Consider the following 25,095-nt stretch of genomic DNA (forward strand, 5'->3'; position numbering starts at 1 on the left):
CGCCAAGCGGTAAACACAATGCGGAGAACGACCACCCATGCGCGTGAAAAAATTGTCATCGTCCCCCCTGGCATGGATGGCTGCCAGCCTGCTCATCGGGTTTGCGGCAAGTGCGCTGGTTGCGTATTACCAGAAAGGTTCGAACACCCGAGCCGCCCAATCAAGGTTTGAAGCGCTATCCGAGGATGTTGTCGAGCGCCTGCAGCTGCGTATGCGACTGTATGAATACGGCCTGCGAGGAGCCAGAGCCGTTGTGGTGACCGCTGGCGAGAGAGGTATCAATCAGCGCTTGTTCCACCAGTACAGCGAAACGCGAAATTTCGCGGAAGAGTTCCCAGGCGCGAGGGGGTTCGGCTTCATTCGAAAGGTACCCAGACCGCAAACAGACGCCTACCTGCAAGCCAGACGAGCGGACGGACTCTCAGACTTTTCCATCAAGACACTGAATGAGCACAGTGAAGAGCGCTTTGTCATCGAGTACCTCGAGCCTTCGGCGCGCAATCGCGCAGCTCAAGGTCTGGACATAGGGTCGGAGGCGAATCGCCGCCAAGCTGCAATCTCTGCCATGCAAACCGGCAAGGCCACGATCACGGGCCCCATCACCCTTGTTCAGGCAACGGTAGACCCACAACGCTCCGTGCTATTTCTGCTGCCGGTGTACCGCAGCGGCGCAACCCCTACAGAAATTGATCAGCGTGAATCCTTGGCTTTCGGCTGGACCTACGCGCCATTGGCTTTAAGCGAAGTTCTGGCCGACTTCGACATGGCGCACTTGCAGTACGACCTGTCCATCACGGATGTCTCCAATCCATCCAAACCTGAGACCGTTTTCGACAGCCTGCGCCAACCCGACAAGAGCGAATTCGCCTTGCACCAAACGCTGGAGCGCGAAATCTACGGCCGTTTGTGGCGCATTGGCTTAACCGCTCGGCCAGGGTTTGTCGGCAGTCTCGGCCAGTTTCCTTGGCTTGCGGTCCTCGCCGTCGGTGCGGCCGCCAGCCTTCTTATTTCGCTTCTGATTGGGGCGCTGCGGGTCGGTGTGGAGCGCAAACGGAAGAACCTGTTGCAGCAGGCCCAACTGGCGACCATTGTGGAGAACTCTGCAGACGCCATTGTGGGCGAATCCAGGGATGGAAAAGTCATCATTTGGAACCCAGCCGCAGAGCGGCTTTTTGGCTACGCCAAGAGCGAAGCCATAGGCCAGCCCATGATTGGGAACATGACACCGGAGACAGAAAAATCCAAGGAAGAGCAACTGGTGCAGCAAGTACTATCGCGCGAAGATATGCACCCAGCGGACACAGCGCTCTTGACCAAGAACGGTACCTTGGCGCCAGTTTCCGTCACGGCCAGTGCCATACGCGGAGAACACGGCGAGATCATCGGAATTGCGCGGTTCATGCGCGATATTCAAGACCGTCTGCGGGCAGAAAGAGCGATGACCGACCTGGCCGCCAGCCTGGAAAAGCAGGTGGAAAGCCGCACCGCAGAACTGGAGACGGCTCGCCATGATCTGCAGACCGTGCTGGATGCTGTGCCGTCAATGATCGGCTATTGGGACAAGAATCTGCGAAATCGCGTTGCCAACCGGGCCTATACCGACTGGTTTGGTATCGATGCGCGCAGCCTCTTGGGTAAGTCCATGGTGGACGTCGTGGGCAAGGACCTTTTCGAGATCAATCGCCTCTACATTGAGGGCGCGCTGCGCGGCGAGAGACAGCAGTTTGAAAGGTCCATCCCCCGTCCCGACGGAAAAGGCAAGCGCCATTCGCTAGCCAACTACTTGCCCGACATCGTTGATGGCGAAGTGCGCGGCTTCTATGTGATCGTCCATGATGTCTCCGAAGTGGTGGAGAGTCGCTACGCCATCGCACAGGAGCGCGAGCGGCTCGCACACATCATTGACGGCACCAACGTTGGCACATGGGAATGGAACATCCAGACCGGCGAGATCATCATCAATGAGCGCTGGGCGGACATCATCGGCTACACCCTGGAAGAGCTTCGCCCCACCACAAACGATACCTGGACGACCCACGCCCACCCCGATGACTTACCGCAAGCGCAAGCGCTTCTCGACCAGCATTTCAAGGGCATGCAGCCGCAATACCAAAGCGTCATTCGGATGCGCCACAAACAAGGACATTGGGTGTGGGTCCAGTCGCGTGGGAGGACCTTCACACGCACCCCTGCCGGCGAGCCTGAGTGGATGTACGGAACGCACCAGGACATCACTGCGGCAAAAGAGGCCGAAAATCAACTGCAACAGGCTGTCGCCATGCTGGGCGGGGTGCTGGGCGCCGCCACTCAGCAATCCATCATTGCCACGGATGTGAATGGGACCGTCACGCTCTTTAACACCGGGGCGGAAAAAATGTTGGGCTACACGGCCCAAGAGCTTGTGGGGGTCAGTTCACCGGCCCCCTTGCATCTGCGAGAGGAAGTCGAGGCCTACGGCGAAGAACTCTCGCAGCGCTATGGGTATCCCGTGCAGGGATTTCAGGTCTTTGTGCACGAGGCCGAGCGGCTGGGCTTTGAAGCCCGGGAATGGACCTACGTGCGCAAGGATGGGGTTCAACTGCGCGTTCTGCTCTCAGTCAACACGATCAAAGACGCGCGCGGCAACATTCTGGGGTACCTCGGTATTGCACACGACATGACGGAACGTCACCGTCAGGATCGGGCCCTGCGCCATGCCAAGGCGGCCGCAGAAACCGCCAGCACAGCCAAAAGCATGTTCTTGGCCAACATGAGCCATGAAATCCGAACGCCCATGAACGCGGTGCTCGGAGTGGCTCATTTGCTGGCAGACACATCGCTCGACGATGACCAGCGCCAGCTCCTGAAGAAGCTTCAGATCGCGGGCCGTTCATTGTTGGGAATCATCAACGATGTACTGGACATCTCCAAGATTGAAGCAGGAGAGATGACCACGGAATCTGTGGCCTTTCATCTGCCCGAACTGGTCAACGAGCTTGTGCAGCTTTACTCACCGCAGGCTCAAGGGAAGGGCGTTGCGCTGGAGGCGCGCGGCTTGGATGGTCTTCCGTCGGCACTGCAAGGCGATCCGACACGGCTACGCCAAGTGCTCTCCAACTTGGTAAGCAACGCGATCAAGTTCACCCAACAGGGTTCTGTGCGGCTTGAAGTCGAGCGCGTGCACAGCAGCGCCCCAGCGGATCAGCGCGCTTGGTTGAAGTTCTCGGTCATAGACACCGGTGAAGGCATTTCCGAGGCGGCGCTGAAAAATCTGTTTATGCCTTTCGCCCAGGCTGATGCCTCGACCACCCGCAGATTTGGCGGCACTGGGTTGGGACTGTCCATCGTTAAACGCATGGCTCAGTTGATGGGCGGCGATGTCGGCGTAGAAAGTGCTCTGGGCAAAGGCAGCAGGTTCTGGGTCCAGTTGCCGTTCTCGGCTCCAGAAGAAGGCGGATTAGTGCCGCCATTGGCATCCAAGCAGGACAGACTGACCGTGTTCATAGCCGATGACAATGAGATCGATCTTGAGGGTCTGTCCAAAATGTGCGAAGCATTTGGCTGGCATACGACAGCGGTTCCTTCAGGTACCGAGCTGGTGCACCGCATGCAGGAACTGGCCGACGCGCACCAGGCACTGCCCGACGCGTTGGTGCTTGATTGGAAAATGCCAGGGCTGGATGGAATTCAGACGCTGAACATGTTGGCAGAGCGGCTGGGGGCCTCGGCGCTTCCCGCCACCCTGATTGTGTCCGCCCACGAACGAGATCAAGTGGCAAGCCATGACCAAGCCGGGATAGTCAACCGCATTCTGACCAAGCCGATCAACCCGTCCACCCTGTTCAATGCCGTCAACGCGTCTGTTGCAGAGTACACCGGCAACCATGATCACGTCATTGCCACCACACGACTGGACTCCATGCGCGGCCATTGGCTTCAAGGCCTGCGCATTCTGCTGGTGGACGACAGCGACATCAACCTGGAGGTTGCGCGCAGGCTTCTCGAAAAAGAGGGTGCCACTGTGGAGCTCCGAACCAACGGTCGCGAGGCGGTGGAAGCACTCAGGGGTGCACTGTCGTCCCAGACCTTCGCATATGACGCCGTCCTGATGGATGTACAAATGCCGATCATGGACGGCTACGAGGCCACGTCTATAGCGCGCCGCGAACTGGGCCTGACGGATCTTCCCATCATTGCGCTCACGGCGGGCGCGCTGTCTGAAGAAAGGCGACGCGCAGAGGCGGCAGGCATGAATGCCTTCCTGACCAAGCCGCTTGACCCAGCACTTTTGGTGCGCACATTGCATATGCATGTCAGCAAGAGACGCGGAGCACCGGTTGCGGTTGCCGTTGGGGGCATCGCCACCAAATCGACATCGGCGCCACACTGGCCCGACATCGAGGGCATAGACGCCGCGGTATCCATGAAGCTGCTGCAGGGCGATGCAGACCTTTTTGTCGATTTGCTCCAACGCTTTGTGAGCGACTATGGCAAGGCCGATTTCGAGCTGCCCGCAGGCCACACGCCTGAAGAGCGCGCGGTTTTCATAGCGCGCGTTCATAAGCTGCGCGGGTCCTCGGGCATGCTGGGTGCCAATGCATTGCACGCCATCGCGTCCACGCTGGAGGCGCAATTGCGAGACCTGGACCACCAGCCGCTGGAGCGCACATTGCTTGACGAATCAGTCGCAAGTTCGATCGCATCGCTCAATAGCGCTTTGCTCACCTTGGCAGCGGCATCTTCTGAGACCCGCGATGCGTTCGCCAAAAATGCTGCCATGGCGCGTCCCTCGGTGCCTACTATCAGCCCTGCCGTTCAGGCGCCAAACATGGACGAGGCTGGTTTGGAGAAAATCTACGCTTTCGTGCAACTGCTTGAGAGGCAAGACCTGGCGGCCATGGGAGAGGTCGACGCCTTGGCCTCGGACTTGTCGGCGTTACTGGGCGAAGAGAATCTAGCTGTACTCCTCGAAGCTATTCACATGCTCGATTTTGCTTCTGCACTACGAACAATCTCTGCTCGCTTACCAAAGAGAGCGTGAGAAATTGCCATACGCTCCACTGCCCCCAGACGGTATCGGTGGCGTCGCGGCATAAGATTTTTTGACGACATTGTTTTCAACGAGAGCCCGCCATACATGCGCAAATCACTTGATTCAGACCGCGCCAATCTTCTGATCGTGGACGACGACATCACGGTGATCCAGGTTCTGGCCAAGGCACTTGCAGGCATCGGGAGTGTCCGTTATGCACTCAACGGTACCGATGCGCTGAGATTGGCCGAACAAGAACCGCCCGACGTGATGTTGCTGGACGCCCACATGCCGGGCATGTCGGGCTTCGAGGTCTTGGGGGCCATGCGCGCACAGCCCCTGTTGGAGGATGTGCCTGTCATCTTCATCACCAGCCACAGCAGCCAGGAAATGGAAGAAGAGGGCCTGGCCAAAGGCGCTGCTGATTTCATCGCCAAACCATTCCATCCGGCCATTGTTGCAGCACGCGTGAGAACACAAGTGCGGCTGAAACGTGCCCTGGACCGACTGCGCCAGCTCTCATCCACCGACGCACTGACGGGTGTCGCCAATCGGCGCACGCTGGATGAGTTATTGCTCCAAGAATGCAAGCGCGCTCAGCGCAACCGCGCGCCCTTGTCAGTGATCATGCTGGACGTGGATCATTTCAAACGCTTCAATGACACCTATGGACATGCTGCGGGAGATGAAGCCTTAAAGGCCGTAGCACAAGCCATGCTGGCATCCACCAATCGTCCTACCGACTTGGTAGCTCGCTACGGAGGAGAGGAATTTGCAGCTGTACTGCCAGGTACGGATGGATCAGGTGCGATGACAGTTTCTAAAGCTCTGATGCAAAACGTGGCTCACCTCAAAATCCCACACGTTGCATCCGAGACGGGGTTTCTCACCGTGTCAGTGGGCATTAGTTGCTGCGATCAAGAATCACTGCCCTGGGATATGCCACGCGACGGCCACGATGATCCCCTCACCACACCCGTTCCAACCGTGTGCGCAACAGCGTTACTGAGCACTGCTGACCAAGCTCTGTATGCAGCAAAACAAGCAGGTCGTGCGCGGGTATCGCTTTTGCGTTGGCAAGGAGGCAGTGATTCCGCGATCAGACGAAAGCACCCACAGTGAATCACCCGGTGTTTGAACTTCCCCCATAAGTGGGCCAAGCTTCAAGGGGTTTCATGAAGAAGCACCAAATAGAGTTCAAGCTCAAAGTGGTCACGGGCTTTTTGGCTGGAGACAGCGGATCGAAACTGCTGGCGCGCCAATGGTCTACGACTGAGGAGAAGATACGCGCCGGGTGAGCCGCTACCAACTCCACGGCATAGACGGGTTGCGGCCAAAGCGCAGCACGTACAGTGCGCAGTTCGAGCTGCAGGCAATGCCCCACCAGGGCCTTGAAAAGCTATCAAGCCGCCAAGTTGCGGCGATCTATGACATCCGCAATCCCAACCAAATCACGGGCGGCGGTGCCTGTCCAAACTGGCGATGCAGCCGCCCACATAGAGGGCATGGGTGTTGCCGCGCGCGGCCCAGGCGGTGGCGCCCCCCCGGCGGGCACGCACGGCGAAGGGCACCTGCAGATCGGGTTCTTCGGGCCAGTCGGCGGGTTTACTCCACAACTGCAAAGTGTAACTCATGCATCCCTCCCGGCGCAGCGTTGGCGCCTTTTTGTGAAGGGACAGATTTTGGATTTGCAGAAAAACAGGCTGTAGCGCTTTAAATACAAGCGCAGACAGCTATTGAATTAATAGCAAAAGACAGCATCAGCGTGCCGCCCAAAGCGAGTCGCCGCGCCCAGCGCCGCCCTGGCAGGCAACAAAAAACCCCACGCGGGCAGGCCGGTGGGGTTGACCGGTGGAGCAGCCGGTGGGCATGGCGGGCATGCGCCTCCGCTTCAGCCACCAGGCCCCATCACTTCAGCACGCCGCGCGAGATGTCCATCACCATGCGCGCAGCCAGGTACAGGCGGGGCACGATGGTGTTGATCTGTACGTACTCGGCGTCGTTAGAGTGCGCGCCATAGCCCGACAGGCCCATGCCCTCCACCACCGCACCCTTGGTTTTGAGCGCGGCAAACGCTGCGTCGGTACCGCCGCCGGTGGCTTTTTCCACCACGTTCAGCGGCATGCCCAGCTCTTGGTAGATCACCTTGCCATAGCCCGCCACGCGGCGCGATGCGTCGTTGGCCTCCAGCGGCGGGCGGCGCACTTCAAACTTCACGTCCACCTTGGATGCGGGCAGCAGCTTACTCTGGACCTTCTCTTGCAGGCTTTTCTCCAGCCCGTCGAAATCGGCCACGCGCAGTGCGCGCGCATCGGCCTGGGCTGTGGCTTCGGCCGGGATCACGTTGCGGTTGGTGCCCGCCTTGGACACCGTCCAGTTCAGCTTGAGGCCTTCATCGGTTTTTGACAAATCCTTCATCTGCAGCAACTGGTGCGACAGCTCATACAGCGCGTTCACGCCGTCTTCGGGCTTGGCCCCGGCGTGCGATGCCTTGCCCTGCACCGTGAGGTAGGCCGCTCCAATGCCACTGGTGGCCAGGCGCAGCGTGCCGTCGGTGCCGCCGCCTTCAAACGAGAACACCACATCCTGCTCGGCCGCCATGCGGGTGATGGTGCTGCGCCAGCCTGGCGAGCTGATCTCTTCATCGCCATTGATCAACACCGTGAGCGTGCCGTAGTCCTTGAAGTTGAGCTTTTGCAGCACAGCGATGGTGTGCAAGATCAGGGCAATGCCCTGCTTGTCGTCAGAAATGCCCAGGCCGTAGGCCCTGTTGCCATCAATGCGAAACGGCTGGGCCTTGAGCATGCCTTTGAGGTACACCGTGTCCATGTGTGCGATCAGCATGATCTTCTTGGTGCCCGTACCCTTGAACACGGCTTGCACGGCAGGCCCCACCTTCTCGGGTGTGTCGTCCAGGCGGTAGATGTCGCTGGTCTGTAGCACGTCCACCGCACCGCCCAGTTGCTTGAGCTGGCCGGCAATGCGCTGTGCAATCTCGTTGAGCCCCTCAATGTCCTTGCTGCCAGACTCGATGTGCACCAGATCGCGCAGGGTATCGAGCAGCGGCTGCTGCTCTTGCTGGGCCAGGGCATGCACATCGGCCACAGGCGCAGCCTGGGCAGCCAAGGCAAAGGCCATGGCCAAGGCGGCCATGAGGGGGCGAATCACAGAAGGGGCAGTGGACGGGTGTGGCATGGGGGACTCGTGCAAAAAGGAAGAAGCCGGGGTGGTGTGAATGGCCATTATGGGGTGCATGAAATGCAAATTTCAAACACCAATCGTTTTGCAACATCCATGCCAAACCCAGGGCACCGTCACAGCAATTCCACACCCTTGAGCGTCACAAAACTCGTCTCGCGCGTCACCTGCACAAAGTCCTGCAGGTAGGGTTTGGCCGACAGGCTGGGCAGGCAGGCGGCGTGCAGCTCGCCGCGCAGGCCTTTGTCGCCAGGCCCTACCGCAATGGGCCGCGCCGTCACATACCCCCGGTCCAGGTAGCTTTGCACCGCCCACAGCGGCAGCGCTGCCACGCCGCGCCCGCTGGCCACCAGCTGCAGCATGGCCACCGTCAGCTCGGTGGTGCGGCGCGGGGGGCGCACGCCAGCGGGCTCCAGCACCTGGCGGATCAGGTCCAGCATTTCGTCGGGCACCGGGTAGGTGATGATGGTCTGGTCGGCAAAGTCCTGCGCCGCCAGATGCGGCTTGGCCACCAGCGGGTGCGTGTTGGCCAGCAGTGCACGGATCTCAAAGCCAAACAGCGCGTGGTAGTCCACGCCCGCCTCGTCGGCGTCCACTTCGGAAACGATGGCCACATCGGCCCGGCCCTGGTGCAGCAGGCCCACCGGGTCGGCGTGAAAGCCGCTGACGATGTCCAGCTCCACCTCGGGCCAACGGGTGCGAAAGGCATCCATCGCGGGCATGAGCCAGTCAAAGCAGGTGTGGCATTCCACCGCAATGCGCATCTGCCCGCCCTGCCCCAGCACCAGGCGGGCGATGTCGCGCTCTGCCCCTTCCACCTGCGGCAGCACGGCATCGGCCAGGGCCAGCAGGCGCTCGCCCACGGCGGTGAACTGCGGCGGCACGGATTTGCGCTCAAACAGCGGCTGGCCGTAGCGGTCTTCCAGCAGCTTGATCTGGTGCGACAGCGCCGACTGCGTGAGGCTGAGCAGCTGCGCGGCCCGCACCAGGCTGCCGCTGTCGCGCAGGGCCACCAGCGTGCGCAGATGGCGCACTTCCAGAATCGACTGGTTCATTATTAATTTTCAAGTTGATCGGCAAAAACTTTCGTTTGAATAATAAACGAGCCCGCGAGACCATCGGTGCCTTCATTGCTTTGCTCCATTCAGAAGAAGGAAATCACCATGTCGCTCACCGCCCCATCCCCTCGCCGCACCGTGCTGACGCACACCCTGGGCTTTCCGCGCATGGGCGCACAGCGGGAGTTGAAATTCGCACTCGAATCCTTCTGGCGCGGCGACAGCACCGAGGCCGAGCTGCAGGCCACCGCCGCCCAGCTGCGCCAGTTGCACTGGCAGGCGCAGGCCGATGCGGGCCTGGGATTTGTGACCGTGGGCGACTTTGCGCTGTACGACCATGTGGCCAACCACATCCAACTGCTGGGCTGCGAGCCCGCCCGCTTTGGCTTTGATGGCCACACGCCCGAGCTGGCCCGCTACTTTGCGATGGCGCGGGGCGTATCGGCAAAAGTCGCCTCAGCCCATGCAGGCTGCAGCGCGGGCTGCAACGCAGCGCACACCCCCACACACACCACCGCAGGCCAGCCCGCGCTGGAAATGACCAAGTGGTTTGACACCAACTACCACTACCTCGTGCCCGAGTTCAGCGCCCACACCCAGTTCCAGCTGGCCAGCGAGCGCCTGTTTGCCGAAGTGGCCGAAGCCCAGGCGCTGGGCCACCGGGTCAAGGCCGTGCTGCTGGGGCCGCTGAGCTTTTTGTGGCTGGGTAAATCCAAAACGGCAGGTTTTGACCGCTTCAGCCTGCTCGCGCAACTGCGGCCCGTGTACGAAGCCGTGCTGGCGCGGCTCAAGACGCAGGGCGTGGAATGGGTGCAGATCGACGAGCCCATCCTGGGCCTGGACCTGCCCGATGTGTGGCGCCATGCCTTCGAGCCCAGCTACTGGCAACTCGCCCGCAGCGCACCCAAGCTGCTGCTGACCACCTACTTCTCGCCCCTGGCAGAAAACCTGCGCCTAGCCTGCCAGTTGCCCGTGGCGGGCCTGCATGTGGATGCCGTGCGGGCTGCGGAGGAACTGGTGGGCGTGGCGGACTGGTTGCCCTCGCACAAAGTGCTGTCGGTGGGTATCGTGGATGGCCGCAACATCTGGCGCACCGACCTGGATGCGGCGCTGCAAAAGCTGCGCCCTGTGGCCGACAAGCACCAGGGCGAGCTGTGGCTGGCGCCGTCGTGCTCGCTGCTGCATGTGCCGTTCAGCCTGCAGGCCGAGACGCAGCTGGACGCCGAGGTGAAATCCTGGCTGGCATTTGCCGTGGAAAAGTTGGGTGAGCTGCGCGTGCTCTCCACCGCCTTGTCGCAAGGCGAGGCGGCGGTGGACGACGAACTGCACGCCGCCCGCACGGCCCTGGCCGCGCGCCGTGCCAGCCCGCGTGTGCACCGCGCCACCGTGGCCGCCCGCATTGCCGCCACCGCGCCGGGCGCCGACCAACGCGCCAGCGCCTTCCCAGCCCGGCAAAAAGCCCAGCGTGCGCGTTTGAAGCTGCCGCTGCTGCCCACCACCACCATCGGCTCGTTCCCACAGACGGCCGAGATCCGCGCCGCACGCGCCGCCTTCAAGCGCGGCGCGCTGGGCGCAGCGCACTACCAACAGAAGATGCAGGCCGAAATTGCCCTGGCCGTGCGCAAGCAGGAAGCCCTGGGCATTGACGTGCTGGTGCACGGCGAAGCCGAGCGCAACGACATGGTCGAATACTTTGGCGAGCAGCTCGACGGCTTTGCCTTTACCGCCAACGGCTGGGTGCAAAGCTATGGCTCGCGCTGCGTGAAGCCGCCCATCATCTACGGCGACGTGGCCCGCCCCACGCCCATGACGGTGACCTGGACCCAATACGCGCAGAGCCTCACCGCCAAACCCATGAAAGGCATGCTCACCGGCCCCATCACCATCTTGCAATGGAGCTTTGTGCGCGACGACCAGCCCCGCGCCACCACGGCCGACCAGATCGCCTGGGCCATCCGCGACGAGGTGTGCGACCTGGAGGCCGCAGGCATCGCCATCATCCAGATTGACGAGCCCGCCATCCGCGAGGGCTTGCCGCTACGCCGCGCGGGGTGGAAGAGCTACCTGGAGCGCGCCACCCGCGCCTTCCGCATCAGTGCCAGCGGCGTGCGCAACGACACGCAGATCCACACCCACATGTGCTACAGCGAGTTCAACGACATCCTGCCCGCCATCGCGGCCATGGACGCCGATGTGATCACGATTGAAACGAGCCGCTCAGACATGGAACTGCTGCAGGGGTTCGGTGATTTCCGCTACCCCAACGAGATCGGCCCCGGCGTGTACGACATCCACTCGCCCCGGGTGCCAGGCGTACAGGAGATGGCCGCGCTTCTGGAGAAGGCTGCGGAGGTGGTGCCCGTGGAGCACCTGTGGGTGAACCCCGATTGCGGCCTCAAGACCCGGGGCTGGCCCGAGACCGAGGCCGCCTTGCGCCACATGGTCCAGGCAGCGCAGGAAGTGCGCGAGCGGCTGCTGGAGGAAGCGGCCCTGGCCTGACAGCCGGACAGGGGGGTAGCGCCGCCGCGCACGCCCCTGACACAAAGACCAAATCATTCTGGGCTCTAGCGCTTGATGGATAAGCGCAAGCAGCTATTAAATCAATAGCAAAAGCCTTCAAGCGTGGGCTCAACCCCACCCACAAGACGCGCCCCAAAGGCCCTCAGCAGGGATCGGGAATTAATTGAATGACAAAACAATAATTGTCTAGTCAATTAAATTCCATCCCCATGACTTCCGCCCCCGACACCACCAGAGCCCCAGCTTCTGCGCCCGGCTTTTACAGCGCCGAGCACTACCAAGTCCATCAGCTTCAGCCTGAAAACAGCGTGGGCTACCTGATGCGCAAGGTGATGTCGTCCATCCGCACCCAGGCCGATGCGCAGCTGGCCATACACGGGCTGACCTATGCCCAATGGATGCCGCTGTTCAAGCTGTCGCTTTACGAACAAACCACCGTGGCTAACCTGGCGCGTGACCTGGAGACCGACCCGGCCTCCATGACCCGGTCGCTGGACCGCATGGAAGCCAAGGGCTTGGTGGTGCGCGAGCGCTCCACGGTCGATCGGCGCGTGGTGCAGCTCAAGCTCACAGCCGAAGGCCAGCGCATTGCCGCGCTGGTGCCCCCGGTGCTGGCCGATGTGCTCAACGGCCACCTGAGCGACTTCAGCCACGGCGAGTGGCAACTGCTGCTGAGCCTGCTGCGCCGCATGCTGGCCAACGGAGAAGCACTGCGCCAACAGCGCAACGCAGACGCCGACTGACGCTTACAGCCCCAGCTCCTGCGCCATACGCACCGTTTTCCTCCACACAACATCTCAAAACCATTCTGGAGAATCCCGTGAACACCCCAACAAACGCCCTGCCCTCCACCCGCTCAGCCCTGCTGGCCCACTTCGCTGTGTCGGCATTGGCCCTGGCGGCAGCCATCTTCCTGGTCGGCTGCGCGAGCCCTGGCCCCAGCCACACGCCACTGGCGCAAACCACCCCAGCGGCCCTGGGCCTGAATGCGGCCACCACCGACACCGTTGCTCCCGCCCAGTGGTGGACCACGCTGGGCGACGCGCAGCTCAACACCTTGATCGACCAGGCCTTAAAAGGCAGCCCCAGCCTGGCCGTGAGCCGCGCCCGTCTGGAGCAAGCCGTAGCCCTGAGCCAGGTGCGCGAAGCCGCCAACGGCCCGCAGGCCACGCTGGGCGTGGACGCCACCCGCCAGCGCTACACCGCCAACGGCTTGGTGCCCGCGCCGGTGGCAGGCAACACCTACAACAGCGGCACCGTGCAGGCATCGCTGAGTTGGTCACCCGACTTTTTTGGCCAGCACGCCGCTGAACTGCAAGCCGCGCTGGGCCAGGCCCGCGCCGCCCAGGCCGATGCGGCCGCTGCCGCCAACACCCTGGCCGCCCAGGTGGGCCGCAGCTACGTGGCCCTGGCCCGGCTGGTGGCCCAGCGCGACGTGGCCGTGCGTGCGCTGGAGCAGCGTGAGGAACAGCGCAAACTCACCCAAGAGCGCACCGCCGCAGGCCTCGACAGCCAGGTCGAGCTGACCCAGGCCCAGGGCGCCGTGCCCGACGCCCGCACCCAGATCGAAGCACTGGAAGAGCAAATCACCCTGGGCCGCCGCCAGTTGGCCGTGCTGACCGGCCAGGCACCCGATGCCTTGCCTGCACTGACGCCCCGGCTCGCCGCGCTGCAACCCACTGCGGTGCCCGACACCCTGGGCGCAGACCTGCTGGGCCGCCGCCCCGACGTGGTGGCCGCGCGCTGGCGTGTGGAGGCCGCCACCCAGGGCGTGAACAGCGCGCGCAGTGAGTTCTATCCCAACATCAACATTGGCGCGTTTGTGGGCCTGAATGCGCTGGGGCTGGACAAGCTGTTCAACGGCAGCTCGCGCCAGATGGGCGTGACACCTGCGCTGCGCCTGCCCATTTTTGACGGTGGCCGCCTGCGCGCCCAATTGGGTGGCCGCCAGGCCGAGCTGGACGCCGCCATCGCCCAATACAACGGCGCCGTGCTCGATGCCGTGAAGGAAGCGGGCGATGCCGTGGCTTCCATCCAATCGCTTACCCGCCAGCAGGCACTGCAAGACGACGCTGTGGCCAGCGCTGAAAAAGCCTACCGTTTTGCGCAAGACCGCTACCGCGCGGGCCTGGGCAACTACCTGGTGGTACTGAGCACCGAAAGCCAGGTGCTGGCCCAACGCCGCCTGGCCGTTGACCTGCGGGCCCGCCAGCTGGACACGCGCCTGGTGCTGATGAAGGCATTGGGCGGCGGCTGGACGGACGACACGGCGGGATGAGACACCCCCTGAGCCGCTTCGCGTCTTCCCCCCTCTCTCGCTTCGCGGGAGGGGGACGCACCCGGTGGCCTGGAAAAGCCAGTTCCACAGGTGCACTGGCCTCGGCCACGCCAGTTTCGTAGGTAGCTGGCAATGCCCGATCCGATCAAAAGCCATACAACAACACATTCCCGAAAGACCACTGCCATGACCGCTGCCAGAGAACCCCTCACCGCCAACGAAGCCAACACCGCCCGCCGCCGGGGCCTCACCCTCATTGCCGCCGCTGTGGCCATCGCCGCCCTCAGCTGGGGCGGCTGGCACTGGGCCAACGGCCGCCATATCGAAACCACTGACAACGCCTACGTCGCAGGCAACGTGGTGCAAATCACGCCGCAGATCGGCGGCACGGTGGTGTCCATCGGTGCAGACGACACCGACTTTGTGAAGGCGGGCCAGTTGCTCGTCAAGCTGGACCCGGCCGACGCCCGCGTGGCGCTGGAGCAAGCCGAGGCCCAACTGGCGCAGGCCGTGCGCGAAGTGCGCACGCTGTTTGCCAACAACTCCACCCTCAAGGCCCAGGTGAGCCTGCGCAGCGCCGACCTGGCCCGCGCCCAGGCCGACGCCGCCCGCATGCAGGACGACGTGACCCGCCGCGCCCCGCTGATGGCCAGCGGCGCGGTGGGCAAGGAAGAATTCCAGCACGCCAACGCCCAACTGACTGCGGCCAAGAGCACCGTGGCCGCCGCCCAGGCCGCCGTGGTGGCCGCACAAGAGCAACTGGTGGCCAGCCAGACGCAGACCGAAGGCACGTCCATCGAGCAGCACCCCAATGTGCAACGCGCCGCTGCCCGCGTGCGCGAGGCCTACCTGGCCGTGCAACGCGCCCAACTCGTGGCACCGCTGGATGGCCATGTGGCCAAGCGCGGCGTGCAAGTGGGCCAGCGCGTGCAGGCCGGCGCCCCGCTGATGACGCTGGTGCCGCTGAACGACCTGTGGGTGGACGCGAACTTCAAGGAAAGCCAGCTGCAAACCCTGCGCATCGGCCAAACCGCCGAGCTGGAGGCCGACGTGTACGGCACCAAGGTGGTCTACCACGGCACCGTGACCGGCCTGGGTGCTGGCACAGGCGCGGCCTTTGCGCTGCTGCCTGCGCAAAACGCCACGGGCAACTGGATCAAGGTGGTGCAGCGCGTGCCCGTGCGCATTGCGCTGGACCCCAAGGAAGTGGCTGAGCACCCGCTGCGGGTGGGCCTGTCGATGGAAGTGAAAGTGGACACCGCCGACCAAAGCGGCAAGAGCCTGGCCGACACGCAGCGCACCACGCCCGTGGCGGCCACCACCGTGTTTGACGAGCAGTTCAAGGCTGCGGACAACGAAGTGGCCCACATCATTGCCGCCAATCTGGGCCGCAAGGCCACTGCGGCAGTCGCAGCGGCTCCAGCCAGCATCGCCAAGGCCGCCAGCCAGGGCACAGCAGTGCCAAGCCACCACGCATCGGCCCCCGTGCAATTGTCTGTACAACCCGCCGTGCCAACCCCTGTGGTGCAGTAAGCGGGGCGTGCCATGACTGCTGCCAACCCCACCGCAGACCACGCAGACCAGGCCCCCGCCAAGGAGGCCCCTGCAGTGGCTGCCCCCCCTGGGACACCACCAGGAGCGCCGGTAGCCTACCCACCGCTCAAGGGCACCGCCCTGTTGTTGGGCACGCTGTCGCTGTCGCTGGCCACGTTCATGAACGTGCTGGATTCGTCCATTGCCAACGTCTCCATCCCCGCCATTGCCGGTGACCTGGGCGTGAGCCCCGGCCAGGGCACCTGGGTCATCACCAGCTTTGGCGTGGCCAACGCCATCTCGGTGCCGCTCACGGGCTGGCTCACGCAGCGCTTTGGCGCGGTGCGCCTGTTCACCATGAGCGTGCTGCTGTTCGTGCTCACCTCCTGGCTGTGCGGTTTTGCGTCGTCGCTGGAGATGCTGGTCTTCTTCCGCGTGCTGCAAGGCCTGGTGGCCGGGCCGATGATTCCGCTGAGCCAAACCCTGCTGCTGGCCAGCTACCCGCGCGCCCTGGCAGGTACGGCGCTGGCGCTGTGGGGGGTGACTACGCTGGTCGCGCCCGTGGTCGGCCCGCTCTTGGGCGGGTGGATCACCGACAACGTCTCCTGGCCCTGGATCTTCTACATCAATGTGCCCGTGGGCCTGCTGGCCGGGTTGCTGACCTGGGGCATTTACCACAAGCGCGAGACCCCCATCCGCAAGCTGCCCATCGACACCGTGGGCCTGACGCTGCTGGTGCTGTGGGTGGGCGCGCTGCAGCTCATGCTCGACAAGGGCAAGGAGCTGGACTGGTTCGCCTCGGGCGAGATCATCACCATGGCGGTGATTGCCGTGGTGGCGTTTGCCGTCTTTTTGGTGTGGGAGCTGACGGACAAGCACCCCGTGGTGGACTTGAGACTCTTCAAGGGCCGCAACTTCACCTTTGGTGCGCTGGCGCTGTCGGTGGCCTATGCCCTGTTCTTCGGCAACGTGGTGCTGCTGCCGCTGTGGCTGCAGCAGTGGATGGGCTACACGGCAACCTCAGCAGGCATGGCGCTGGCGCCCGTGGGCGTGTTCGCCATCTTGCTCACACCCCTGGTCGGCAAAAAGGTAGGCCAGTGGGACCCCCGCCGCATGGCCACGGGTGCGTTCATCGTGTTCAGCTCGGTGCTGTGGATGCGTTCTCAGTTCACGGTGCAGACGGACTTCATCCACATCCTGATCCCCACCCTGCTGCAGGGTGCAGCCATGGCGTTCTTCTTCATCCCGCTGACCACGCTGACGCTGTCGGGCATTGCGCCAGAGCGTATTCCGGCAGCGGCGGGATTGTCGAACTTTGTGCGCATCACCGCTGGGGCCATGGGCACATCCATTGCCACCACGCTGTGGGAGAGCCGCGCCGCCATGCACCACGCGCATTTGACCGAAGGCTTGGTGCAGGGCCAGGGTGTGTTTGCACAAACGCTGGACGGCCTGGTGGCCTCGGGCCTCACGCAGATGCAGGCGCTGGCACAGATCAACCGGCTGATTGACCAGCAGGCGTTCACACGGGCGGCCAACGACATCTTTCTGGGCTCGGCAGGGCTGTTTCTGCTGCTGATCGCGCTGATCTGGCTTACCAAGCGCCCTGCGAGGGCGGGTGGCGCAGGCGCTGCCGATGCCGCCGGGGCTCACTGACGGGCAGTTCAGCACCAACGGGCCGCCCACCCCGGTGTGCCCGTCACCCGTGCGGGCGGTTGCGCCCCTCGCGCAGACCCCGTCTGCGCGAGGGGCCGCCTCTTTATTCTGGGTAAAGCCCGCCGAAAGCCCCCAAAGCACAGCGCGCCGGCCCTGGCACCCCGCATACTCAGGCCTACCACTTCAAGGAACCGAGATGAGCCTGGTAATTCGCGATGCGTCGCCCAGTGAAAAACGAGGCAACGCCATGGCGGCGGCCCTGGCCAAAGAACAGCTGGAGTACGCGATCCAGATCGTTCAGAGCGTTCGCCCCCAAAGCGCGGGGGATGGGGCCTTGATCGGCGCGGTCATGCAGGCCATTGCCATGAACTACGCGGCAGTGCCGCAGCCCAATCGTTAGAGCGCCGTTTAGAGAGGCTCACAAAACTCTTCTGGCGTCGTTGCCGCGTCTTGTCGTACTACGCGTACTGCCTGCGACGCAGCGCCTAGCCAGAACCGCTTCGCTGAGTTTGGTGAGCCGCTCTTAGAGCACACACATGCAGCAAAGGGCGTTGAGGGGCTAAACGGTTTTCACGCCCTTCTTCTCCAGCGCAGCAAACGCCGTGGTCAGCGCGGCAAATTCCTTGGCGCTCACGGCCCCATCACCTTTGCCATTGCCGGGGCTGGCAACGCCGCCGTTGCCTGCGCCGTCCATCACCTGCATCAATGCTTGCGATAGCTCACTGCCCGCTTTGGAGCCCTGCGTATTGGCCAGCCCCTGCAAAAACTCATCGCGTGAAATGGCCCCGTCTTTGTTGGCATCCAGACCGGTGGCCAGTTGCTCTTTCTGTGCCTCGGTGGCCCCAAACTGGGTGAGCAGCGACTGAAAATCTTGCTTAGAGACAGAGCCACCCTGGCCCGAGCCCTGCGCGCCCCCCGTAGCAGCGGCTCCCGCCCCTGTGGCGGCCGTAGCAACCGCCTGCGCACTTTGCGTCAGCGCCTTGCCCGCCGCCCCCGCCAACGCCTGGGCCTGTGAGCTCAGGTGCACCACCGAAGCGGGGCCTGCCTCTGCGGTATCGGCAGGCCGTCGCGCAGCGGGCGCTTTGCCTGCGTTGCTGGACGATGCGTTGAAAATCATGGAGGCCACGGAGGCCAAGCCAGAAATAAGGGGGGACATTGCGGTGGGCTCCTGTGGGGCGACAACGCCAGTGCCTTGTTATCGCCAAGGCCACAGCTTCGCCCAATGCCCCGAGCGTACACAAGGGAAGGCCAGGCAATGGCCCGAAAACACTGCGCTTTGCGCCCTACTTCAGCACATAGCTGGCCAGCACCGCCTGCACTTCGTAAATGCTGAGCCGCTTGTTGAACTGCTTTTGGAACGGGGTGGCGCTGCCAGAGATCCAGATCTTCAACTCTGCATCCAGATCGAAAGTGCCCCCGGTCTCAATGCTGAAATGGGTGATGCTCTTGTACGGCAGCGAGTGGTACTCCACCTTGCTGCCCGTCATGCCCTGCTTGTCCACCAGCACCAGCCGTTTGTTGGTGAACACAAAGTAGTCGCGAATGAGCTGGTAGGCGTGCTCCACCACCTCGCCCGGTGCCAGCACCTTGGCAAATTCCTGCTGGATCTGCTGCGCATCGATCTTGGAGGCGTTGCCCATGACGGCGTCTAACAATCCCATGTGTGTTCTCCTGAGGCAAACTGCTTGAATGATTGGGCTGGAAGGGACAGGCGTAGACGGCCTGGGCCGCCTCAGGGCCAGGGCGTCAGCACCTCGTGGCCCGTTTCTGTCACCGCCACCATGTGCTCCCACTGGGCAGACAGCGATCGATCCCGCGTCACCACGGTCCAGCCGTCGGCCAGCTCCTGGGTGTCGCGCTTGCCTGCGTTGATCATGGGCTCGATGGTGAAGACCATGCCGGGCTCCAACACCAACCCCTGGCCGCGCTGGCCGTAGTGCAGCACCTGCGGCTCTTCGTGGTAGGTCTTGCCAATGCCGTGGCCGCAGTATTCGCGCACCACGCTAAAGCGCTCGCGGTGCGCCACCGTCTGGATGGCGTGGCCCACGTCGCCCAGCGTAGCGCCGGGCTTGACCTGGGCAATGCCCGCCTGCATGGCTTCGAGCGTGGTGTCCACCAGGCGGCGCGCCAGCGGGCTCACGGCGCCCACCAGGTACATGCGGCTGGTGTCGCCATACCAGCCGTCCTTGATCACGGCCACATCGATGTTCAGGATGTCCCCCTCGCGCAACACCTGCCCTGGCGACGGAATGCCGTGGCACACCACATGGTTGAGCGAGGTGCAGATCGTCTTTGGAAACCCCAGATAGCCCACATTGGCAGGCACCGCCTTTTGCACATTGACGATGTAGTCATGGCACAGCCGGTCCAGCGCCTCGGTGCTCACGCCGGGGCGCACATGCTCGGCAATCATATGCAGCACATCGGCCGCCATGCGCCCTGCGGCGCGGGCCATGGCAATGTCTGCGGGGGATTTGATGAGGTGGGGTTTCTTCAGCACAAAGCGTTGGGCACTGCAGCGGCAGTGCCGTGGATGGAAAAGCGGTGATGGTATGCGCTTGGCTCGGCCATCCCAAGGGCTTTTTGGATTTGGGGGGCACCCCCAGTGTCGGAAAACCCTGACCCTCATGCGCGCGCACCGCCTGCAAGCCCGACTGGCGTCGGCCCCAACAATCCATTCACCGCAACACTACGCACAGGCCGCTATGTCACTCTCCCTCATTCTTTTGATCGTCCTCATCCTCATTCTGGTGGGGGCATTGCCCACCTGGGGCCACAGCCGGGCATGGGGCTACGGGCCCAGCGGAGGCATCGGGCTGGTGGTGCTGATCCTGATCGTGCTGCTGCTGATGGGCAAGATTTAGAGCGGCTCACAAAACTCCCCTGGCGTCGTTGTTCCGTCTTGTCGTACCTCGCGTACTGCCTGCGACGCAACGCCTAGCCAGGGCCGCTACGCTGAGTTTTGTTTGCCGCTCCTAGGCACAGACACATGGGGTGCACCCGTGAGCACCCCATCGTCACGCCCGGGGTGTAACGCCCGGTAGCAAAAGAGGCTTGCTTGCAGCAGCCGTCTCTCGCAAAAACGCCCAGGTCACCTGCATGCGGGCCAGGTGTTTGGACTCAGACGGCATGCTCATCCAAAAGGTGCGGGTGAATCGCGCCTCTTCAGGCAGCACGCGCGCCAGCACCGGGTCGCGGTCGGCCAAAAACGCGGGCAGCACCGCCAGCCCCGCGCCAGCGCGCACCGCCTCGTATTGCGCGGTGATGCTGGTGCTGCGAAAGGCAAACCGCTCGGGCGGGTACAGCGCGTCCAAAAACTGCAACTCTTTGGTGAACAGCAGGTCGTCCACATAGCTCACAAACGCATGGTGGCGCAGGTCCTCGCGGCACGACACCAAAGGTTTGCGTGCCAGGTATTCGCGCTGGCCGTAGAGGTACAGCGCGTAGTCCGACAAGCGGCTCACGATCACCGACCCGCGCGTGGGCCGCTCCAGCGATATGACGATGTCCGCCTCACGCCGCGACAAATGCAGCATGCGCGGCAAAGCCAGCAGGTCGATCGACAGGTGCGGGTGCTTGCGGGTGAGGTGTGCGAGCTGCGGCGCCAAAATCAAGGTGCCAAAGCCCTCGGTGGCCCCCACCCGCACCAAGCCCGAGGGGCCTTCGTGCGACGCCGGGGCCGCGCGCTCGGCCCCCAGCACTGCCGACTCCATCGACTCCACCGCTGGCAGCAGCTGTCGCCCGGCTTCCGTCAACCGATGGCCGCCCGCCTCACGGGCAAACAGGGCCACGCCCATCTGCTTTTCCAGGGCCTGGATACGGCGGGACACGGTGGTGTGCTCCACCGACAGGCGCCGCGCCGCGCCCGCCAAAGTGCCCAGGCGGGCCAATTCCAAAAAATAGCGCAGGTTGTCCCAGTCCATCCCCAGTCCTTTCACCCACAGCGCTGACCGGGCTGCAGGCGTTATGCAACGCACAGCGCACGAGGTACATCTGTTTGCAGAGCCATCGATGTGCAAATTTGCAGATCAAAAGTGCATTCATTCGTATTGTCTTGCAAATTTTGCACAGATACGATGCACCCGTTGCGCTTAGAACCGGACGCCTGGAGCCGGAAAGCGCCCCACGCGATCACCCTTTGAGGAGACACACCATGAACGCCCCCACTTCCACCGCCGTCCTGGCCCCCACCGTCAAGCTGCTCATTGGCGGCAAGTTTGTCGAATCCCAAACCACCCAGTGGCGCAACGTGGTGAACCCCGCCACGCAAGAGGTGCTGGCCCGCGTGCCGTTTGCCACGCCTGAAGAAATCAACGCCGCCGTGGCCTCGGGCAAAGAGGCTTTCAAGACCTGGAAGAAGACGCCCATCGGCACCCGCGCCCGCATCTTCTTGAAGCTGCAGCAACTCATCCGCGAAAACATGGCCGAGCTGGCCGCGCTGCTGACGGCCGAGCAAGGCAAGACCCTGCCTGATGCCGAAGGCGACGTGTTCCGCGGCCTGGAAGTGGTGGAGCACGCTGCCAGCATTGGCAACCTGCAACTGGGTGAGCTGGCCAACAACGTGGCCAATGGCGTGGACACCTACACCGTGATGCAGCCCCTGGGCGTGTGCGCGGGCATCACGCCGTTCAACTTCCCGGCCATGATTCCGCTGTGGATGTTCCCCATGGCCATTGCCACGGGCAACACGTTTGTGCTCAAGCCCTCTGAGCAAGACCCCATGGTGACCATGCGCCTGTGCGAGCTGGCGCTGCAAGCGGGCATCCCGCCCGGCGTGCTGAACGTGGTGCATGGCGGTGAAGACGCCGTAAACGCCATTTGCGACCACCCCGACATCAAGGCCATCAGCTTCGTCGGCTCGACCAAGGTGGGCACCCATGTCTACAACCGCGCCAGCCTCAACGGTAAGCGCGTGCAATGCATGATGGGCGCCAAGAACCACGCCATCGTGGTGCCCGATGCCAACAAGGAACAAACCCTGAACGCCCTGGCCGGTGCCGCCTTTGGCGCCGCAGGCCAGCGCTGCATGGCCCTGTCGGTCGTCATTTTGGTGGGCGAATCGCAAAAGTGGATTCCCGACCTGGTGGCCAAGGCCCAAACGCTGAAGGTGAGCGGCGGAACCGAAAAGGGCACCGACGTGGGCCCCGTCATCTCGTGCGCCGCCCGCGACCGCGTGGTGAGCCTGATCGAGCGCGGCATTGCCGACGGCGCTACCCTGGAGCTGGACGGCCGCAACCCCAGCGTGCCCGGCTACGAAAAAGGCAACTTTGTGGGCCCAACAATTTTCAGCGGCGTGAAGCCCGGCATGTCCATCTACGACCAGGAAATCTTTGGCCCCGTGCTGTGCCTGGCTGCGGCGGACACGCTGGACGAAGCCATTGAGTTCATCAACGCCAACCCCAACGGCAACGGCACCGCCATCTTCACGCAAAGCGGCGCGGCTGCGCGCAAGTTTCAGGAAGAGATCGACGTGGGCCAGGTGGGCATCAACGTGCCAATCCCTGTGCCCGTGCCCATCTTCTCGTTCACCGGCTCGCGCGCATCCAAGCTGGGCGACCTGGGCCCCTATGGCAAGCAGGTGGTGATGTTCTACACCCAGACCAAGACGGTGACGGCGCGCTGGTTTGATGACAGCACTGTGAGCCAGGGCGTGAACACCACGATCAGCTTGAAGTGAGGCATGGGGACGTAGAACCAGCAATATCCGTTCGGGCTGAGCTTGTCGAAGCCAGGGCACCATCCCGGTCGATGCACACCCACCCGTTCACGCTGAGCCTGTCGAAGCGCCGCGTAAGGCTTCGACAGGCTCAGCCCGAACGGTCGGGGGGATGGCACGTAGTGTTCATTCACCGTTCAGCCGGCGCTTGTCGAAGGGCCCTCAAAACCATGCGTTGCCAGTGTTAAAACAAGGCCATGCAATGCAATCACACATGGATCAAAGCGGCCCCCTGGCCTGCAACCGCCCTGCTGCTCAGCGCAGCCCTGCTCACCAGCCCCCAAGCCCATGCCCAGGCCGGTGCCGCCTGCAAACCCACGGGCACCGTGGTCGAGGTCAACGCCTGCGCGGTGCAAGAGTTTCAAGCGGCAGACACCACCCTGCAAATCCTGTACGAAGACGTGATGCGAGCCCTGTCTGCCCACGAACGCCCGCAACTGCGACAAGAACATTCCGCCTGGCTGCGCGAGCGCACGGTGCAATGCAAGCGCGAGACCCAAGCCACCGAAACCCAGCCCGAAGGCCCGCGCCTGTACCACCAGTGCCTCACGCGCAAAACGCAAGAGCGGCGCAAAGGCCTGATGCGCTGGCTGAGCAACGACAGCCCGGCCAAGCCGTGATGACTTGCCAAGCACCACCCTACACCGTTCAGGCTGAGCCTGTCGAAGCCAAGGCACAAGGCGGGCAAGCCTTTCGGCGAGCCCTTCGACAAGCTCAGGGCGAACGGGGGCACTGCCCAAGCCGCGCACACCTCCACCCGTTCGGGCTGAGCTTGTCGAAGCCACACTCAGCGCTTCCGTAGACCCCATCTGACCCCATCTGACCCCATCTGACCCCATCTGACCCCATCTGACCCCAGCGCCACGCAACAACACAAGAGACAACGCCATGGACTTTGAGCTGACCGAAGAACAACGCGCCTTTGCCCAAACCGCCCGCGACTTTGCCCTGGCCGAATTCGCCCCCCACGCTGCGTTGTGGGACGCCGAGGCCATCTTCCCCAGAGAAGCCATTGCCAAGGCGGGCGAGCTGGGCTTTTGCGGCCTGTATGCGCCCGAAGCCGCAGGCGGCCTGGCCCTGCCCCGACTCGACGCCACGCTGGTGTTTGAAGAAATGGCGGCCATCGACCCCAGCACCACCGCCTTCATCACCATCCACAACATGGCCACCTGGATGCTGGGCACCTGGGCCACACCCGCCGTGCGCGACCACTGGGGCCCGCTGCTGACCACCGGGCAAAAGCTGGCCAGCTACTGCCTGACCGAGCCCGGCGCAGGCTCTGACGCCGCATCGCTCAAGACCCGCGCCGAGTTGGTGGGCCACGAATACATCATCAACGGCAGCAAGGCCTTCATCAGCGGCGCAGGGGCTACGGATGTACTGATCCTGATGGCACGCACAGGCGATGCGCAATCAGGCGCCAGCGGCATCAGCGCCTTTGTCGTGCCCGCAGACACGCCCGGCATCACCTACGGCAAAAAGGAACACAAGATGGGCTGGAACAGCCAGCCCACCCGCACCATCAGCTTTGACAACGTGCGCATCCCTGCCGACCACCTGCTGGGGCAAGAAGGCGAAGGCTTCAAGATCGCCATGAAGGGCCTGGACGGCGGGCGCATCAACATCGCCACCTGCTCCGTCGGCGCGGCCCAGGGCGCGCTGAACGCTGCCCAGCAGTACATGCAAGACCGCAAGCAGTTTGGCAAACCCATTGCCAGCTTTCAGGCACTGCAGTTCAAGCTGGCCGACATGGCGACCGAGCTGGTCGCCGCCCGCCAGATGGTGCGCCTGGCTGCAGCCAAGCTCGACGCGGGCGCCCGCGACGCATCCACCTACTGCGCCATGGCCAAGCGCTTTGCCACCGATGCAGGCTTTACCGTGGTGAACGAAGCCCTGCAACTGCACGGCGGCTACGGCTACATCCGCGAATACCCGCTAGAGCGCCTGCTGCGCGACGCCCGCGTGCACCAGATTCTGGAAGGCACGAACGAAATCATGCGCGTCATCATCGCGCGGCGCATGCTGGAGGGGGATGCGCCGGAGGCGATTCGCTGATGCGCAGCCACTACTATTTTGATAGCTGCCTGCGCTTATCTATCAATCGCTAGAAGCCAATTCATCTTGA

At 63.2% G+C, this 25,095-nt stretch carries 20 protein-coding genes; 13 read left to right on the forward strand and 7 right to left on the reverse strand.

Features of this window, described 5'->3' with window-relative positions:
* Positions 1 to 37: 37 nt before the first annotated feature.
* The 3 genes from C8C98_RS19470 (at position 38) to C8C98_RS22165 (ending at position 6,309) form a co-directional block, all read left to right on the forward strand.
* Complete coding sequence (locus tag C8C98_RS19470; RefSeq protein ID WP_121455617.1) at positions 38 to 5,020, forward strand: PAS domain S-box protein; 4,983 nt, start codon at positions 38 to 40, stop codon at positions 5,018 to 5,020.
* Between the two features lie 96 nt (positions 5,021 to 5,116).
* Complete coding sequence (locus C8C98_RS19475; RefSeq protein ID WP_121455618.1) at positions 5,117 to 6,133, forward strand: diguanylate cyclase; 1,017 nt, start codon at positions 5,117 to 5,119, stop codon at positions 6,131 to 6,133.
* A gap of 53 nt (positions 6,134 to 6,186) precedes the next feature.
* On the forward strand, positions 6,187 to 6,309 hold the full coding sequence (locus C8C98_RS22165) for a hypothetical protein (protein WP_255423184.1): 123 nt from the start codon (positions 6,187 to 6,189) through the stop codon (positions 6,307 to 6,309).
* A gap of 153 nt (positions 6,310 to 6,462) precedes the next feature.
* Here the strand turns inward: C8C98_RS22165 and C8C98_RS19480 are convergent, their stop codons facing one another.
* The 3 genes from C8C98_RS19480 to C8C98_RS19490 form a co-directional block, all read right to left on the reverse strand.
* Complete coding sequence (locus C8C98_RS19480) at positions 6,463 to 6,645, reverse strand: hypothetical protein (RefSeq protein ID WP_121455619.1); 183 nt, start codon at positions 6,643 to 6,645, stop codon at positions 6,463 to 6,465.
* Positions 6,646 to 6,919: 274 nt separating this feature from the next.
* Positions 6,920 to 8,206: a M20/M25/M40 family metallo-hydrolase gene (locus tag C8C98_RS19485; protein ID WP_121456403.1), complete on the reverse strand. Its 1,287-nt coding sequence runs from the start codon at positions 8,204 to 8,206 to the stop codon at positions 6,920 to 6,922.
* Positions 8,207 to 8,325: 119 nt separating this feature from the next.
* On the reverse strand, positions 8,326 to 9,264 hold the full coding sequence (locus tag C8C98_RS19490; protein ID WP_121455620.1) for a LysR family transcriptional regulator: 939 nt from the start codon (positions 9,262 to 9,264) through the stop codon (positions 8,326 to 8,328).
* 108 nt (positions 9,265 to 9,372) lie between these two features.
* Here C8C98_RS19490 and metE point away from each other — a divergent pair, with 108 nt between their 5' ends.
* From metE to C8C98_RS19520, 6 genes are all read left to right on the forward strand, one after another.
* Positions 9,373 to 11,766 (forward strand): 5-methyltetrahydropteroyltriglutamate--homocysteine S-methyltransferase, encoded by a 2,394-nt coding sequence (metE, locus tag C8C98_RS19495; RefSeq protein WP_121455621.1) that lies wholly within the window; start codon positions 9,373 to 9,375, stop codon positions 11,764 to 11,766.
* 230 nt (positions 11,767 to 11,996) lie between these two features.
* Entirely contained in the window at positions 11,997 to 12,530 is a 534-nt protein-coding gene (locus C8C98_RS19500; protein ID WP_121455622.1) for a MarR family winged helix-turn-helix transcriptional regulator, read from the forward strand.
* Between the two features lie 77 nt (positions 12,531 to 12,607).
* Entirely contained in the window at positions 12,608 to 14,065 is a 1,458-nt protein-coding gene (locus C8C98_RS19505) for an efflux transporter outer membrane subunit (RefSeq protein WP_233574613.1), read from the forward strand.
* 186 nt (positions 14,066 to 14,251) lie between these two features.
* Positions 14,252 to 15,598 carry an HlyD family efflux transporter periplasmic adaptor subunit gene (locus C8C98_RS19510; RefSeq protein WP_121455623.1) on the forward strand — a complete coding sequence of 449 codons (1,347 nt, stop codon included), beginning with the start codon at positions 14,252 to 14,254 and terminating at the stop codon, positions 15,596 to 15,598.
* Positions 15,599 to 15,610: 12 nt separating this feature from the next.
* Positions 15,611 to 17,254, forward strand: a complete 1,644-nt coding sequence (locus tag C8C98_RS19515; RefSeq protein ID WP_255423185.1) for a DHA2 family efflux MFS transporter permease subunit — start codon at positions 15,611 to 15,613, stop codon at positions 17,252 to 17,254.
* 196 nt (positions 17,255 to 17,450) lie between these two features.
* Complete coding sequence (locus C8C98_RS19520; protein WP_121455624.1) at positions 17,451 to 17,654, forward strand: hypothetical protein; 204 nt, start codon at positions 17,451 to 17,453, stop codon at positions 17,652 to 17,654.
* A 159-nt stretch (positions 17,655 to 17,813) separates the two neighbouring features.
* On the opposite strand, the gene C8C98_RS19525 is transcribed toward C8C98_RS19520, so the two are convergent.
* The 3 genes from C8C98_RS19525 to map all read right to left on the reverse strand — a co-directional run bounded on the left by C8C98_RS19525 (position 17,814) and on the right by map (position 19,754).
* Positions 17,814 to 18,410 (reverse strand): EF-hand domain-containing protein, encoded by a 597-nt coding sequence (locus C8C98_RS19525; protein WP_121455625.1) that lies wholly within the window; start codon positions 18,408 to 18,410, stop codon positions 17,814 to 17,816.
* A 127-nt stretch (positions 18,411 to 18,537) separates the two neighbouring features.
* On the reverse strand, positions 18,538 to 18,915 hold the full coding sequence (locus C8C98_RS19530) for a PH domain-containing protein (protein WP_099655591.1): 378 nt from the start codon (positions 18,913 to 18,915) through the stop codon (positions 18,538 to 18,540).
* A 71-nt stretch (positions 18,916 to 18,986) separates the two neighbouring features.
* A complete protein-coding gene (map, locus tag C8C98_RS19535) occupies positions 18,987 to 19,754 on the reverse strand; it encodes a type I methionyl aminopeptidase (protein ID WP_370450425.1) in 768 nt (255 codons plus the stop codon).
* Positions 19,755 to 19,959: 205 nt separating this feature from the next.
* Here map and C8C98_RS19540 point away from each other — a divergent pair, with 205 nt between their 5' ends.
* Positions 19,960 to 20,118 carry a DUF3309 family protein gene (locus C8C98_RS19540; protein WP_121455627.1) on the forward strand — a complete coding sequence of 53 codons (159 nt, stop codon included), beginning with the start codon at positions 19,960 to 19,962 and terminating at the stop codon, positions 20,116 to 20,118.
* Between the two features lie 153 nt (positions 20,119 to 20,271).
* On the opposite strand, the gene C8C98_RS19545 is transcribed toward C8C98_RS19540, so the two are convergent.
* Positions 20,272 to 21,177, reverse strand: a complete 906-nt coding sequence (locus C8C98_RS19545; RefSeq protein ID WP_121455628.1) for a LysR family transcriptional regulator — start codon at positions 21,175 to 21,177, stop codon at positions 20,272 to 20,274.
* Between the two features lie 230 nt (positions 21,178 to 21,407).
* Here C8C98_RS19545 and C8C98_RS19550 point away from each other — a divergent pair, with 230 nt between their 5' ends.
* From C8C98_RS19550 to C8C98_RS19560, 3 genes are all read left to right on the forward strand, one after another.
* A complete protein-coding gene (locus tag C8C98_RS19550; RefSeq protein WP_121455629.1) occupies positions 21,408 to 22,931 on the forward strand; it encodes a CoA-acylating methylmalonate-semialdehyde dehydrogenase in 1,524 nt (507 codons plus the stop codon).
* 236 nt (positions 22,932 to 23,167) lie between these two features.
* Positions 23,168 to 23,590 (forward strand): lysozyme inhibitor LprI family protein, encoded by a 423-nt coding sequence (locus C8C98_RS19555; RefSeq protein WP_121455630.1) that lies wholly within the window; start codon positions 23,168 to 23,170, stop codon positions 23,588 to 23,590.
* A gap of 268 nt (positions 23,591 to 23,858) precedes the next feature.
* Positions 23,859 to 25,025 carry an acyl-CoA dehydrogenase family protein gene (locus C8C98_RS19560; RefSeq protein WP_121455631.1) on the forward strand — a complete coding sequence of 389 codons (1,167 nt, stop codon included), beginning with the start codon at positions 23,859 to 23,861 and terminating at the stop codon, positions 25,023 to 25,025.
* The last annotated feature ends 70 nt before the right edge of the window (positions 25,026 to 25,095 follow it).

The organism is Acidovorax sp. 106, assembly GCF_003663825.1.
Classification (GTDB): Bacteria; Pseudomonadota; Gammaproteobacteria; order Burkholderiales; family Burkholderiaceae_C; genus Acidovorax.